The organism is Microbacterium album, assembly GCF_014643695.1.
In the GTDB taxonomy this organism is placed as follows: Bacteria; Actinomycetota; Actinomycetes; order Actinomycetales; family Microbacteriaceae; genus Microbacterium; species Microbacterium album.
Genome location: NZ_BMJY01000008.1, coordinates 22165 through 35219 on the forward strand (window position 1 = coordinate 22165; position 13055 = coordinate 35219).

Consider the following 13055-nt stretch of genomic DNA (forward strand, 5'->3'; position numbering starts at 1 on the left):
TATGCGCGCCGCCGACATCGCATCCGACCTCACGACCGTCCTCGTCACCGAGGAGCAGATCCACGAGAAGCTCGGACAGCTCGCGGCGCAGGTCGAGTCGGACTACGAGGGCAAGAACCTGCTGCTCGTGGGTGTGCTCAAGGGTGCCGTGATGGTCATGGCGGACTTCGCCCGCCACCTCACGCGGGACGTCGCGATGGACTGGATGGCCGTGTCCAGCTACGGCAGCGGCACGAAGTCGAGCGGCGTCGTCCAGATCCGCAAGGACCTCGACACCGACCTGCACGGCTGGCACGTGCTGATCGTCGAGGACATCATCGACTCGGGCCTGACGCTCAGCTGGCTGCTGGAGAACTTCGCCTCCCGCGGCGCGGAGTCGATCGAGGTCCTCGCCCTGCTGCGCAAGCCCGAGGCGGCCAAGGTCGAGATCGACTGCCGGTACCTCGGCTTCGACATCCCCAACGAGTTCGTCGTCGGCTACGGCCTCGACTACGCCGAGCGGTATCGCAACCTCCGGGACGTCGCGATCCTCGCACCCCACGTGTACGCCTGAGGGCCCGGTGCCGCACGGATCGCCGGCCCGGGGGCGAATCGTACGCCGTGGGCGAATCCCAGACGAGGCATAGATACCGCGAGGTAGCCTGAGGGAATGTCGCGGGAGCGACAGCGCGCACCGACAGGAGGGGTCGGGGAATCACCCCCACACCATGGACTTCAAGAAGCTCACCCGCAATCCGCTGATCTATGTGCTGCTGGTCGGCGTGCTCCTCCTCGTCGGGTTCTCGCTGATCTCGAGCCTCACCGCGACGCGTCAGGTGACGACGCAGGAGGGGCTCGAGCTCCTCCGCGGCGGCACGGTCGAGGAGGTGCTGATCACCGACGGCGACCAGCGCGTCGACCTGCGCCTGTCGGAGCCGCACGACGGCGCGAGCGACGTGCAGTTCTACTACGTCAGCGCCCGAGCCGACGAGGTCGTCGCGGCCGTCGACGAGGCCGCTCCCGCCGACGGGTACGACGACGCCGTCCCGCGCGCGACCTGGCTCGACGGCATGCTCTCGCTCATGCTGCCGATCCTCCTGCTCGGCGTGCTGTTCTGGTTCCTGCTCTCGAGCGCGCAGGGCGGCGGTGGCAAGGTGATGCAGTTCGGCAAGTCCCGCGCCAAGCTCGCCAACAAGGAGCACCCGGACGTCACGTTCGCGGACGTCGCGGGGGCGGACGAGGCGATCGAGGAGCTGCAGGAGATCAAGGACTTCCTCAAGGACCCCGCCAAGTTCCAGGCGCTCGGCGCGCGCATCCCGAAGGGCGTGCTGCTGTACGGCCCTCCCGGCACCGGCAAGACGCTGCTCGCGCGCGCCGTGGCGGGCGAGGCGGGCGTGCCGTTCTACTCCATCTCCGGATCGGACTTCGTCGAGATGTTCGTCGGCGTGGGCGCCAGCCGTGTGCGCGACCTGTTCAATCAGGCGAAGGAGAACGCGCCCGCGATCATCTTCATCGACGAGATCGACGCCGTCGGCCGCCACCGTGGTGCCGGTATGGGCGGCGGCCACGACGAGCGCGAGCAGACGCTCAACCAGATGCTCGTCGAGATGGACGGCTTCGACCCGAAGGCCAACGTCATCGTGATCGCGGCCACCAACCGTCCCGACATCCTGGATCCGGCTCTGCTGCGCCCCGGCCGCTTCGACCGCCAGATCGGCGTCGACGCGCCCGACCTGGCCGGACGGCGGCGCATCCTCGACGTGCACGGCCGGGGCAAGCCGCTCGCCGACAGCGTCGACCTCGACGTGGTCGCGCGCAAGACCCCCGGATTCACGGGCGCCGACCTCGCGAACGTGCTCAACGAGGCCGCGCTGCTGACCGCGCGCTCCAACGCGCAGCTGATCGACAACCGGGCTCTGGACGAGGCGATCGACCGCGTGATCGCGGGCCCGCAGCGGCGCACGCGCGTGATGAACGACAAGGAGAAGCTCATCACGGCCTACCACGAGGGCGGTCACGCGCTCGCGGCGGCGGCGATGAACCACACCGACCCCGTGACGAAGATCACGATCCTGCCGCGCGGCAAGGCCCTCGGCTACACGATGGTGCTGCCGCTCGAGGACAAGTACTCGGTCACCCGCAACGAGCTGCAGGATCAGCTGACCTACGCGATGGGCGGACGCGTCGCCGAGGAGATCGTGTTCCACGATCCCACGACGGGCGCGTCGAACGACATCGAGAAGGCGACCGGCATCGCGCGCAAGATGGTCACCGAGTACGGGATGACCACCGAGGTCGGCCCCGTCAAGCTCGCCTCCTCGAGCGGCGAGGTGTTCATGGGCAAGGACATGGGCCACGGCCGCGACTACTCCGAGCGCATCGCCGAGCGCATCGACGCGCAGGTGCGCGCGCTCATCGAGCAGGCGCACAACGAGGCGTACCAGGTGCTCAACGCCAACCGGGAGATCCTCGACAAGCTGGCGCTCGCGCTGCTCGAGCACGAGACGCTCGACCACACCCAGCTCGAGGAGATCTTCCGCGACGTGAAGAAGCTGCCGCCGCGCCCGCAGTGGCTCTCCAGCAGCGAGCGCCCGGTCTCGCCGCTGCCGCCCGTGCAGGTGCCGCGTCGGGTCCAGACCGACGGCATCGCCGCGGCCACCTCCGCGCAGCAGGCGAGCGCCGCCCCCGCGCACCGGCCGGCCACGGGCCAGGCGCGACCGGCGACCGCGTAGCGCCCCGACGACGCGACGATGACCGACACAGCCTAGGATGGCCGGATGGCCGTGGACAGGGAGCGCATCGCTGCGCTGACTCGGGAGCTGCTGCTCGCCGTCGGCGAGGACCCGGATCGACCGGGGCTTCGCCAGACCCCCCAGCGCGTCGCCGACGCGTATGCGGAGTTCTTCTCCGGCGTGGGAGTGGACGCGGCCGAGCCGCTGTCCCACACGATCAGCGTGGCGCACGGGCCCGCCCCGGACACGCTGCCGTCGGGCGTGGTCATGCTGCGCGACATCCGCTTCCGCTCCGTCTGCGAGCATCACCTGCTGCCGTTCGCGGGCCGGGCGCACATCGCCTACCTCCCCGGCGAGCAGGTCGTCGGTCTGGGCGCGCTGCCCAAGGTCGTGGACGTGCTGGCGGCGCGACCGCAGGTGCAGGAGCGTCTCGGCGAGCAGATCGCCGACACGATCGCGGGCTCGCTCGACGCGCGGGGTGTGCTGGTCGTGCTCGACGCGGTCCATCAGTGCGTCACGATGCGGGGCGGGAGGCAGTCGGACACGTCGACGGTCACCGTGTCCGCTCGCGGGGCCCTGGCCGATCCCGTGCAGCGGGCCGAGGTGATGGCCCTGGTCGGCGCGGCGAGCGCGGGCGAGGCGGCGTCGTGACCGGCGCGGGTCCGGAAGCTGCGAGCTCGCGCGTGCAGATCTGGGGAATCGTCAACGTCACGCCCGACTCGTTCAGCGACGGGGGCGCCTTCTTCGACGGCGACAGGGCGATCTCCCACGGCCGCGAGCTGCGCGCGCAGGGAGCCACGGTCCTCGACGTGGGCGGCGAGTCCACCCGACCGGGAGCCACGCCCGTGGGCGCCGAGGAGGAGATCCGGCGCGTGCTTCCCGTGATCGAGGCGCTCGCGGGCGACGGCGCCGTCGTCAGCGTCGACACGTACCGGTCCGAGACGGCCTGCGTCGCGCTCGCAGCGGGCGCCCGCATCGTCAACGACGTCTCCGGGGGGCTCGCCGACCCCGAGATCCTGCGCACCGTCGCAGCCGCCGGCGCTACGATCGCACTGGGGCACTGGCGCGGTCCGTCCGCCGACATGTACGCCAGGGCCGAGTACGCGGACGTCGCGCGCGAGGTCGCCGCGGAGCTGCGGGAGCGCGTCGACGCGGCCGTTTCGGCGGGGATCGCGCGGGAGCGGATCATCGTCGATCCGGGCATCGGCTTCGCGAAGGCGGGGGAGCAGAACTGGGCGCTGCTGCGCCGGCTCGACCACGTCCGCGCGCTGGGGCTCCCGGTGCTCGTCGGCACGTCGCGCAAGCGGTTCCTCGCGACGGCCCTGGGGGACGACGCGACGAACGAGCGCCGCGACCTCGCGACCGCCGTGACGAGCGTGCTCGCCGCCCGTCAGGGCGCCTACGGCGTCAGGGTGCACGACGTGCGGGCGACGCGCGACGCGCTCGCCGTCGCGGCGGCGTGGGACGGCACCGTCGAGGAGGAGCGGGCATGAGCGACCTGATCCGGCTGCGCGGGCTGCGCGCCTACGGCTATCACGGCGTGTTCGACTTCGAGCGGGAGAACGGCCAGGAGTTCGTGATCGACGTCGAGCTGCACCTCGCCGCCGAGACGATGCGGCGCGCGGCCGCCAGCGACGACGTGGCCGACACGGTGCACTACGGCGAGCTCGCCGAGCGGGTCGTCGCGATCGTCCAGGGCGAGCCGGTCAATCTCATCGAGACGCTCGCCCACCGGATCGCCGGGGCCGTCATGGCGGACCGGCGGGTGCAGGCCGCCGCCGTCACGGTGCACAAGCCCCAGGCGCCCATTCCGGCGACGTTCGAGGACGTTTCGGTCACGGTCCGGGCCTCCCGGGAGCCGGACGACACCGCCTGACGCCGAGCATGTCCCCCTTGCGGTCGGAATACGGGCGGATAGCGTCGGGAAGTGGGACATGCGGGATCGACGTAGCGGGACGGACGAGAGGATGAGCGGATGAGCAAGCTCCTGGCGCAGCCGCTGGGGAACCCGCCGGCCGTGCCGCCGCGCGAACCCGTGACGGCGGTCGTCGCGCTCGGCGCGAACCTCGGCGACCGCGCCGCCACGCTGGCCGAGGCGGTCGAGGAGCTGCGGCGGCTGCCGCTCGTGGACGAGGTCGTCGCCTCGGAGCCGATCGACTCGGTCGCGGTGACGCTCGCGGGCCCGGACGAGTCGGAGCCGTCGTATCTCAACGCGGTGGCACTCGTACGCACGCGACTCGCGCCCAGCGTGCTGCTCGCGCAGCTCCACGCGATCGAGGCGCGCCACGGTCGCGAGCGCCGCGAGCGGTGGGGTGCGCGCACGCTCGACCTCGACCTCGTCTCCTACGGCGACGTCGTGTCCGACGACCCCCGGCTGCTGCTGCCGCATCCCCGCGCCGCCGAGCGCGACTTCGTGCTCGCGCCGTGGCTCGAGGTGCAGCCCGACGCCGTGCTGCCGGGACGCGGCAGGGTGTCGGAACTGCTCGCCGCCCTGCGCGCCGGGGCGGGAGGCGGCGCGTGAGACGCACGTCCGCGCTCGCGCTCCTGGTCGCCGCCGTGCTCGGCGGCGGCGCCGGGTTCCTCATCGACCAGGTCCTGACCTCGGCGGGCCGGCCCACCTTCACCCCCGTGATCGGCCTGCCCGTGCTGCTCGTCGCGCTCGGGGCGCTGTGCCTCGCGGTGGCCTGGCCGGTCCGTCGCTCGACGCGTCCCGCCGCGCCCGGCCGGCCCGCGGCGCCGCGCGTCGACCCCTTCCGCGCTCTCACGGTCGTGGTGCTGGCGAAGGCGTCCAGCCTCGTCGGTGCCGGGGTCGGGGGTGCTGCGGTGGGCATGCTGCTGTTCGTCGCCACCCGTCCCGTCGTCCCGGCGCTAGGCTCGATGACGACGCTCTTCGCCACCGCGGCGGCGGGTGCTCTGCTCGTGGTGGCGGCGCTCGTCGCCGAGCATTTCTGCACGTTGCCGAAGGGTCCCGGCACCGGGGACGAGGGGTCCGCGGGCGCAGGCTCCCCGGACACTGGAAGGTCACACGATCCCGATGACAGAGAGCCCGACGACGCCTGAGCCGGAGCGGGCCGCCGCGCCCGACGGCACGCCCGCCGCCACCCCCGGGGCGACGCCTGCCACGCCGGCCGTGCCCGCCGTGCCGGCCGCCGCGGATGCGCAGGCCCGCCCTGCCCCGGAGACGCTCGACGCTGGCACGTACACCTCGCTGCACGAGCCCCGGGGCGCCGGGCGCCTCACGCTCGACGGGACGTGGCACCAGATCTCGCCGAAGTACGTCGCATCGCAGACGCTGCAGAACGGCATCTTCGTCGTGGGCGTCGTAGGTGTCGCGCTGTTCGTGGCGCTCGTGCTGAACCAGAACTGGGTGTGGATCCCGGCGGCGGCGATGATCCTCCTCACGGTCGCGACGCAGCTGGTGCTGCCGCGCCAGGCCCGCTCGATCGGCTACATGCTGCGCGATGACGACATCGTCTTCCGCCGGGGCATCCTGTGGCAGCGGATCGTCGCCGTCCCGTACGGGCGCATGCAGCTCGTCGACATCACGCACGGCCCGATGGATCGCGCCTTCGGCATCGCGAAGCTCAAGCTCGTGACCGCGGCGGCCACGACCGGCGTCGAGATCCCCGGTCTGTCCCAGCAGGCCGCCGAGACGCTGCGCGACACCCTGATCGAGGTCGCCGAGACCCGCCGGACCGGGCTGTGAGCCTTCCGCCGCAACCGCCCCGCGAGGGAGGCGACGCGTTCCCGGCTGACGGTCCCGCCGGCGTGCCGACCGCTGCCGCGCCCCGAGCGACCGCTGCCGCGCCCGGAGCGGCCGTCCTCCCCGGTGGCGGCCGCTCGGCGCTCGCCGACGGCGAGTGGCACCGCCTGCACCCGCTGACGCCGCTGTTCAAGGGCGGGCTCGTGCTGCTGATCGTCGCGGGCATCGTGCTGTCGAACATGCGCGACCGGCTGATCTTCTGGTTCGTCGCGCTCTTCACGCCCGACGAGGTCCACGTCGACGACTACGGCGGCGGGGATGCGCTCGACTGGGTGCTCGCGAACAACCTCGTGCTGCTCGCGCTGCTCATCACGTTCGGCGTCCTCGTCGTGCTGGTCCTGGCGTTCTGGCTCGTGTGGCGGTTCCAGCAGTTCCGGGTCACGGGCGAGCACGTCGAGGTGCGCAAGGGCATCGTGTTCCGCTCGCACCGCCGCGCCCCGCTCGACCGCGTGCAGGGCGTGAACCTCACGCGCCCCTTCCCGGCGCGGCTGATCGGGATGGCCAAGCTCGAGGTGGTGGGTGCCGGCACGGACGCCAACGTCGACCTCGAGTACCTCGCCACGACTCGCGCCGAGGCGGTGCGCGCCGACATCCTCCGGCTCGCGTCCGGCCTGCGCGCCGCGCGCCAGACCGCGCGTGAGGGCGGCCAGGCGCCGCAGGGAGCCCGTGGTCAGCTGGTCGGCACGCTCAACGAGGGCGTCAGCGGCCTGATCGAGGGCGTCGACCTGGCGGACGTCGCTCCCGAGAGCGTCGTGAAGATCCCGACGGGGCGTCTCATCGGCTCGCAGGCGATCAGCGGGGTCATCTGGCTGGGGTTCTTCCTGCTGATCTTCGCCGTCGTGATGGCCTTCATGGTGCCCATCGCCATCGCGAACGCCGACGACGGCGGGTGGCTCGTGCTGCTCGGGGCGGCGCTCGGCACGGGCATCCCGCTCGTGATCGCCGTCGTCGCGATCACGTGGGCCCAGATCTCGCGCTCGCTGCGCTACGCGATCGCCCCGACGCCCGACGGCGTGCGCATCACGTACGGCCTGTTCACGACCGTCACCGAGACCCTGCCGCCGGGGCGCGTGTTCGCCGTAGAGGTCTCGCAGTCGCTGCTGTGGCGCCCGTTCGGCTGGTGGACCGTCAAGGTCAACCGCATGTCCGGAAAGAGCGCCATGCAGCAGCAGTCGGGAAGCGCGCAGCAGTTCAGCGTGGTGCTGCCGGTCGGCACGCGCGAGGACGTGCAGCGCGTGCTGGCGCTCGTGGTTCCCGACGCGCCGGTGACGGATCTGCCCCTCGTGTGGGAGCACGGGATCCTCGGGCCCGTGAGCGGGGACCCCTACCGGACCATGCCGCGCCGCGCGCGGTGGCGCCGGCCGTTCTCGTGGCGGCGCCACGGCTACGCCGTCACTCCTTACGCGCTGCTGCTGCGTCGCGGCAGGATGTGGCGCAAGCTCGCGATCTTCCCCCTCGCACGCCTGCAGGGCGTCAGCGTGGCTCAGGGGCCCGTGGACAGGCTGCAGGGCGTGGCCTGGGGGCAGGCGCACACCGTGGCCGGCCCGGTCTCGGGCCAGGTCGTCGGCCTCGACCGGGCAGACGCCCTCGCGATGTTCGACGAGGTGCGCCGCGGCGCGGTCGCCGCGGCCTCCGCCGACCGCACGCACCGTTGGGCCGAGCACGTCGCCACGTTCGGCGACCACGCTCCCGACGGGCCCGGGGGCGGGCCCGGCCCTGTGCCCGGGGACGGGTGACGTGCGGCGGGACGGACGCCTGGGGGTCGGCATCATCGGCGCCGGTCGGGTCGGCCCCGTCGTGGGGGCCGCGCTCGCCGGGGCCGGGCACGCGCTGACGGGCATCACGCACGGGTCCGACGACGAGCGCGTGCAGGCGATCCTGCCCGGGGTGCCGGTGCTCGACGCGCTCGAGGTCGTGCGCCGCAGCGAGCTCGTGGTGGTCGCCGTGCCGCGGGACGAGCTCCCGGGCCTCGTGGCGGGGCTTGCGGACCTGGGGGCGTGGCAGATCGGCCAGCTCGTGATGCACACGGATGCGGCGCACGGCACCGAGGTGCTGCGGCCGGCCGCCGAGCGCGGCGCGATCCCCCTGGCCGTGCACCCGGCGATCGCGTTCACCGGCACGAGCATCGATCTGCGGCAGCTCGCCGCGGCCTACGCGGCCGTGACCGCTCCGTCCGCGGTGCTGCCCATCGCGCAGGCGCTCGCGGTCGAGCTGGGCTGCGAACCGGTCGTGGTGGCGGAGGAGGATCGCCCCGCGTACGGGGAGGCGATCGAGACGGCCTCCGAGTTCTCGCGTCAGATCGTGCGGCAGGCGACGGGCATGCTGCGCGGCATCGGCGTGGAGAACCCGGGCGGCTACCTGTCGGCGCTGGTGCGCTCGACGGTCGACCACGCGCTCGCGGACGGCGCGCCTCCGGGTGATGGGATGCCAACGGTCGGGTGACGAATCGGGGGCCGATGCATCCGGCGCCCGCGGAGGCGAGTACGCTCTACGCGTGATCCGCTCCGTACCCGAGCTGCGGACCCGCGTCGACGAGCTGAGGAACGGCGCCAGGCGAACGGTCGCCCTGGTGTCCACCTCCGGCTCGCTGCACGATGGCCACGCCGAGCTCATCCGCCACGCCCGCCGCCGGGCCGATGCCGTCGTCGTCTCGATCTACGTCAACCCGCTGCGCTTTCGCACGGCCGCGGAGTACGAGACCTACCCCCGCCGCCTCGACGAGGACCTCGAGCTGCTCGACCAGCTCGGCGTCGACGCCGTGTTCGTGCCGGAGGGGGACGAGCTGCTCGCGGCCGCGGAGGACGCAGGGACGACCGTCGCCGAGCTGGGCGGCGAGCACGCGCACTTCGCGCGCGCCGAGCACCTCGACGGCGTGCTGCGCGTCGAGGCCGCGCTCCTACGCGCCGTGGAGCCGGATGTCGCGGTGTACGGGATGCGCGACGCGCAGCGGGTGTTCCTGGTGCGGCGGCTGGTCGCGCGGCTCGGCCTGCGGGTGTCGGTGGACGCCGTCGAGACCGTGCGCAGCCTCGACGACCTCCCGATCTCGACGCGCGTCGGCCTGCTCGACGCGGCCGACCGCGACGCGGCGGCGAAGCTGCCGCAGGCGCTCGACGCCGCTCTCGCGAGCGCCGAGCACGGCGTCGAGTCGTGCCTTGCGGCGGCCCAGCAGGTGCTGTCGGGCGACGGCCGCATCTCGACGGAGTACCTCGCGGTGGTGGACCCGCGGACGTTCCTCCCCGTCGCGCCCGACCACTGCGGACCGGGTCTGGCGCTCGCGGCGATCGAGGTCGGCGGCCATCGCTTCGTCGACAACGCGGAGCTGGAGCTCGGCGGCGAGCGGTCGGCCGCTCCGCGGCCCTGGACCTCCGGCCGGCACCGTGACGACGAGACCCGGCGCCGCAGCCTGCTCGCGGCGCTCGCCGAGGCGTCGCCCCGGCGCGCGGCCGCTCCCGTCGCCTGACCGCCGCGCGCGCATCGCGGGGGTACGCGGCAGCCGCGCGGCGGGCGGCGCGCGCGGGGCTCCGTAGACTGGACGGCAGACTTCAAGGAGCACCCCCATGACTGAAACGCCCGCACCGGGCGCCGCCGACGCGGCCGCAGACGACGAGGACATCTTCGAGCAGAAGGCCGTGCGTCTCGCCAAGCGCGAGCGTCTGATCGCCGAGCGGGAGAGCGCGGCCGGCGGCGCGTACCCCGTCGCGGTGCGCGTGACGCACGCCATCCCGGCCCTGCGCGAGAAGTACTCCGGCCTGGAGGCGGGCGCCGAGACGGGCGAGACCGCGGCGGTGGCCGGGCGCGTCGTGTTCAGCCGCAACACGGGCAAGCTCTGCTTCGCGACCCTGCAGGCGGGCGACGGGTCGCGCATCCAGGCGATGGTGTCGCTGGCGAACGTGGGCGACGAGTCGCTGCAGCGATGGAAGGAGCTCGTCGACCTCGGCGACCACGTCGCCGTGTCGGGCGAGGTGGTCTCGAGCCGTCGCGGCGAGCTGTCGATCATGGTCGCGGAGTGGGAGATCGCCGCGAAGGCCATCCTCCCGCTGCCCAACATGTACACCGAGCTGAACGAGGAGAGCCGCGTCCGCAGTCGCTACCTCGACCTCATCGTGCGCGAGCAGGCCCGCCACACGGTCAGGGCCCGCGCCACGGTCAATCAGAGCCTGCGCACGACGTTCGCCGCGCACGACTTCACCGAGGTCGAGACGCCCATGCTGCAGGTGCAGCCGGGCGGCGCCACGGCGCGCCCGTTCGTCACCCACTCGAACGCGTTCGACACCGAGCTGTACCTCCGGATCGCGCCCGAGCTGTATCTCAAGCGGGCCGTCGTGGGCGGCATCGACCGTGTGTTCGAGATCAATCGGAACTTCCGCAACGAGGGCGCCGACTCGACGCACAGCCCCGAGTTCGCCATGCTCGAGGCGTATCAGGCCTACTCCGACTACCACGGCATCGCCGACCTCACGCAGGAGCTGGTCCAGAACGCGGCGATCGCGGTCGCCGGCTCCACCACGGTGACGTGGGCGGACGGCACGGAGTTCGACCTGGGCGGGGACTGGGACCGGGTCTCGATGTACCCGTCGCTCTCCGCCGCCGCGGGCGTCGAGATCACGCCCGCCACGGGGATGGACGAGCTGCTGGCGCTCGCCGAGGCCAGCGGCGTCGACGTCCCGCCGCACGCCACGCACGGCAAGCTCGTCGAGGAGCTCTGGGAGCACTTCGTCAAGGGCGGCCTGGAGCGTCCCACGTTCGTCATGGACTTCCCCGTCGACACCAGCCCGCTCGTGCGCGAGCACCGCTCGGTGCCGGGTGTCGTGGAGAAGTGGGACCTGTACGTGCGGGGCTTCGAGCTCGCGACCGGGTACTCCGAGCTGGTCGACCCGGTGATCCAGCGCGAGCGCTTCGTCGAGCAGGCGGCGCTCGCCGCTCGCGGTGACGACGAGGCGATGCGCATCGACGAGGAGTTCCTGCGCGCGCTCGAGCACGGCATGCCCCCGACCGGGGGTATGGGCATGGGCATCGACCGGCTGCTCATGGCGATCACGGGCCTGGGCATCCGCGAGACCATCCTCTTCCCGCTGGTCAAGTAGGCCGCCCGCGGCGCGCCTCGTCCCGGCGGGACTTCGCCCACCGGCGGCGCTCCGCGCGGTTCTTCGGGGGCGGGCCGGGGATGGGACGGTCGTACGCCCACGCGGGCAGGTAGGCCGCCGTGATCATCGTCGCGATGATGTCCGCGAGCCCGTGGTCCGGATCGAGCTCCCGTACGAGATCCACGTAGTGCGCCGCGTGCGTGGAGTTGCCCAGGGCCCATGCCAGCCACGCGGCCGCTGCCAGCGGCCCGGCGCGGCGCGGGCGCGGGGCGCACGCGGCGAGCCGGCGCGCCAGATCGAGGGCGCGCTGCAGGCGCTCCGGGTCGGGCCGGGGCCCCTCGCCCGCGAGCCGCAGCGGGCCGTCGAGCGCGGGCGCCTCGCCCCGTGACCAGGCGAGCTGCCACCGCTGCGCGGCGCGTCCCTCGGCGAGGCCTCCGCACCACTGCGTGAGGGCGACGTCGCGGGTCGCGGGGCGATCCAGCACGAGGATCAACTCGGCGGCGTCCTGCGGGTGCAGGGCCGCCGGGTCCCACGCCAGCGCGTCCTCGATCCGCTCCGTCAGGCGTCCGTCGTCGAGGCCGACCGCCGCCCCCGCGAGCGCGCGGCCGACACGCTCGCGCTCGGCGAGGTCGCTCGCGGGCAGCTCGGACCCCGCCGCCTGATCCCCGAGCGGGGGCTCGCCGTCGCCGACCGGGATGTCCTCGGGGCGGATCCGGTCGAGCGGGTGGCCGGCGTACGGGCCGTCCGGTTCGAGGTAGGAACCCCATCCGTCGGCCGCGACGCACAGCGCCTCGACGATCTCGAGGTCGCAGCCTTCCAGGCGGCGCAGCACGGAATCGACGAGAGCGGCACGGGCGATCCGGCCCGTCGCGTCGCGGTAGGGGTCGTCCGTGTAGACGACGACGGCGACGCGGTTCGCGACGGTCACCTGGCACACGTTCCCCACGACGGTCGCGGCGAACTCGGCGTACCCCGGATGCTCCGCGTGGAGAGGGCCGGGCAGATCGACGCGCATCGCGCCGACCGTGCGGCGATCCGCGAACGGGACCAGGACCAGGCTGTCGCGCGGCGTGCAGCGGGTGACGTGGGGGACGAGGGACAGGAAGCGTGCGGAGTCCTCGCACGAGATCACGATGGTCATGCAGGCGATCGTCGCGCCCGGTGTCCGGCCGCGGGCGCCGATCCGGCCCGATGCGAGAGACCGCCGACCGAGTCCGTCCTGTGAGCGAGGAGTCCGCGGGCGGAGGTCTCCCAGCATCCGCGCGTACGATGGACGCCGTGGACAACTACTGGGCCGCTGTCGTATGGTCGCTGCTTCCGACGGCGGCGATCTGCGTGGTCTTCTGGTTCGTCCTGCGCAGCATCCTCCGCTTCGACCGGACCGAGCGACGCGTCTACGCGCGCATTGAGGCCGAGGAACGCGCGAAGCGCGGCCTGCCGGCGCGCGCCGACGACGGCGCCGACCCCGCACCCCGCGCCGCCGCCGACTGATCACCG

Annotated in this window: 14 protein-coding genes; 13 read left to right on the forward strand and 1 reads right to left on the reverse strand. The window is 73.1% G+C overall.

Annotated elements, in window-relative coordinates; translation table 11 throughout:
- Position 1 precedes the first annotated feature (1 nt).
- The 12 genes from hpt to lysS all read left to right on the forward strand — a co-directional run bounded on the left by hpt (position 2) and on the right by lysS (position 11558).
- Positions 2 to 553, forward strand: coding sequence for a hypoxanthine phosphoribosyltransferase (gene hpt, locus IEX37_RS10170; protein WP_188756162.1), 552 nt, complete (start codon positions 2 to 4; stop codon positions 551 to 553).
- A 154-nt stretch (positions 554 to 707) separates the two neighbouring features.
- Positions 708 to 2711, forward strand: a complete 2004-nt coding sequence (gene ftsH / locus IEX37_RS10175; protein WP_188756163.1) for an ATP-dependent zinc metalloprotease FtsH — start codon at positions 708 to 710, stop codon at positions 2709 to 2711.
- Positions 2712 to 2756: 45 nt separating this feature from the next.
- Positions 2757 to 3362 (forward strand): GTP cyclohydrolase I, encoded by a 606-nt coding sequence (gene folE, locus IEX37_RS10180; RefSeq protein WP_188756164.1) that lies wholly within the window; start codon positions 2757 to 2759, stop codon positions 3360 to 3362.
- A complete protein-coding gene (gene folP / locus IEX37_RS10185; protein WP_229663200.1) occupies positions 3359 to 4204 on the forward strand; it encodes a dihydropteroate synthase in 846 nt (281 codons plus the stop codon). The genes folE and folP overlap by 4 nt, the downstream gene beginning before the upstream one ends.
- On the forward strand, positions 4201 to 4587 hold the full coding sequence (gene folB, locus IEX37_RS10190; RefSeq protein ID WP_188756165.1) for a dihydroneopterin aldolase: 387 nt from the start codon (positions 4201 to 4203) through the stop codon (positions 4585 to 4587). The genes folP and folB overlap by 4 nt, the downstream gene beginning before the upstream one ends.
- A gap of 99 nt (positions 4588 to 4686) precedes the next feature.
- Entirely contained in the window at positions 4687 to 5232 is a 546-nt protein-coding gene (gene folK / locus IEX37_RS10195) for a 2-amino-4-hydroxy-6-hydroxymethyldihydropteridine diphosphokinase (RefSeq protein WP_188756166.1), read from the forward strand.
- Positions 5229 to 5771 (forward strand): DUF3180 family protein, encoded by a 543-nt coding sequence (locus tag IEX37_RS10200; RefSeq protein ID WP_188756167.1) that lies wholly within the window; start codon positions 5229 to 5231, stop codon positions 5769 to 5771. The genes folK and IEX37_RS10200 overlap by 4 nt, the downstream gene beginning before the upstream one ends.
- A gap of 79 nt (positions 5772 to 5850) precedes the next feature.
- A complete protein-coding gene (locus IEX37_RS10205) occupies positions 5851 to 6417 on the forward strand; it encodes a PH domain-containing protein (RefSeq protein ID WP_373286264.1) in 567 nt (188 codons plus the stop codon).
- 62 nt (positions 6418 to 6479) lie between these two features.
- A complete protein-coding gene (locus tag IEX37_RS10210) occupies positions 6480 to 8210 on the forward strand; it encodes a PH domain-containing protein (protein WP_188756169.1) in 1731 nt (576 codons plus the stop codon).
- A 1-nt stretch (position 8211) separates the two neighbouring features.
- Positions 8212 to 8916 (forward strand): DUF2520 domain-containing protein, encoded by a 705-nt coding sequence (locus IEX37_RS10215; RefSeq protein WP_188756170.1) that lies wholly within the window; start codon positions 8212 to 8214, stop codon positions 8914 to 8916.
- A gap of 52 nt (positions 8917 to 8968) precedes the next feature.
- Positions 8969 to 9934, forward strand: a complete 966-nt coding sequence (locus IEX37_RS10220) for a pantoate--beta-alanine ligase (protein WP_188756171.1) — start codon at positions 8969 to 8971, stop codon at positions 9932 to 9934.
- Between the two features lie 97 nt (positions 9935 to 10031).
- Positions 10032 to 11558 carry a lysine--tRNA ligase gene (gene lysS / locus IEX37_RS10225; protein WP_188756172.1) on the forward strand — a complete coding sequence of 509 codons (1527 nt, stop codon included), beginning with the start codon at positions 10032 to 10034 and terminating at the stop codon, positions 11556 to 11558.
- On the opposite strand, the gene IEX37_RS10230 is transcribed toward lysS, so the two are convergent.
- A complete protein-coding gene (locus IEX37_RS10230; protein ID WP_188756173.1) occupies positions 11551 to 12699 on the reverse strand; it encodes a DUF4192 family protein in 1149 nt (382 codons plus the stop codon). The two genes, lysS and IEX37_RS10230, sit on opposite strands and share 8 nt — an antisense overlap.
- A gap of 137 nt (positions 12700 to 12836) precedes the next feature.
- Between IEX37_RS10230 and IEX37_RS10235 the strand changes: the two genes are divergently transcribed.
- On the forward strand, positions 12837 to 13049 hold the full coding sequence (locus IEX37_RS10235) for a hypothetical protein (RefSeq protein WP_188756174.1): 213 nt from the start codon (positions 12837 to 12839) through the stop codon (positions 13047 to 13049).
- Positions 13050 to 13055 lie beyond the last annotated feature (6 nt).

What these genes read in the sequence shown, in the direction of transcription:
- folK (WP_188756166.1), top strand. Translation starts at nt 4,687, where the DNA reads ATGAGCAAGCTCCTGGCGCAGCCGCTGGGGAACCCGCCGGCCGTGCCG.
- hpt (WP_188756162.1), top strand. Translation starts at nt 2, where the DNA reads ATGCGCGCCGCCGACATCGCATCCGACCTCACGACCGTCCTCGTCACC.
- folE (WP_188756164.1), top strand. Translation starts at nt 2,757, where the DNA reads ATGGCCGTGGACAGGGAGCGCATCGCTGCGCTGACTCGGGAGCTGCTG.
- IEX37_RS10230 (WP_188756173.1), bottom strand. Translation starts at nt 12,699, where the DNA reads ATGACCATCGTGATCTCGTGCGAGGACTCCGCACGCTTCCTGTCCCTC.
- ftsH (WP_188756163.1), top strand. Translation starts at nt 708, where the DNA reads ATGGACTTCAAGAAGCTCACCCGCAATCCGCTGATCTATGTGCTGCTG.
- folB (WP_188756165.1), top strand. Translation starts at nt 4,201, where the DNA reads ATGAGCGACCTGATCCGGCTGCGCGGGCTGCGCGCCTACGGCTATCAC.
- lysS (WP_188756172.1), top strand. Translation starts at nt 10,032, where the DNA reads ATGACTGAAACGCCCGCACCGGGCGCCGCCGACGCGGCCGCAGACGAC.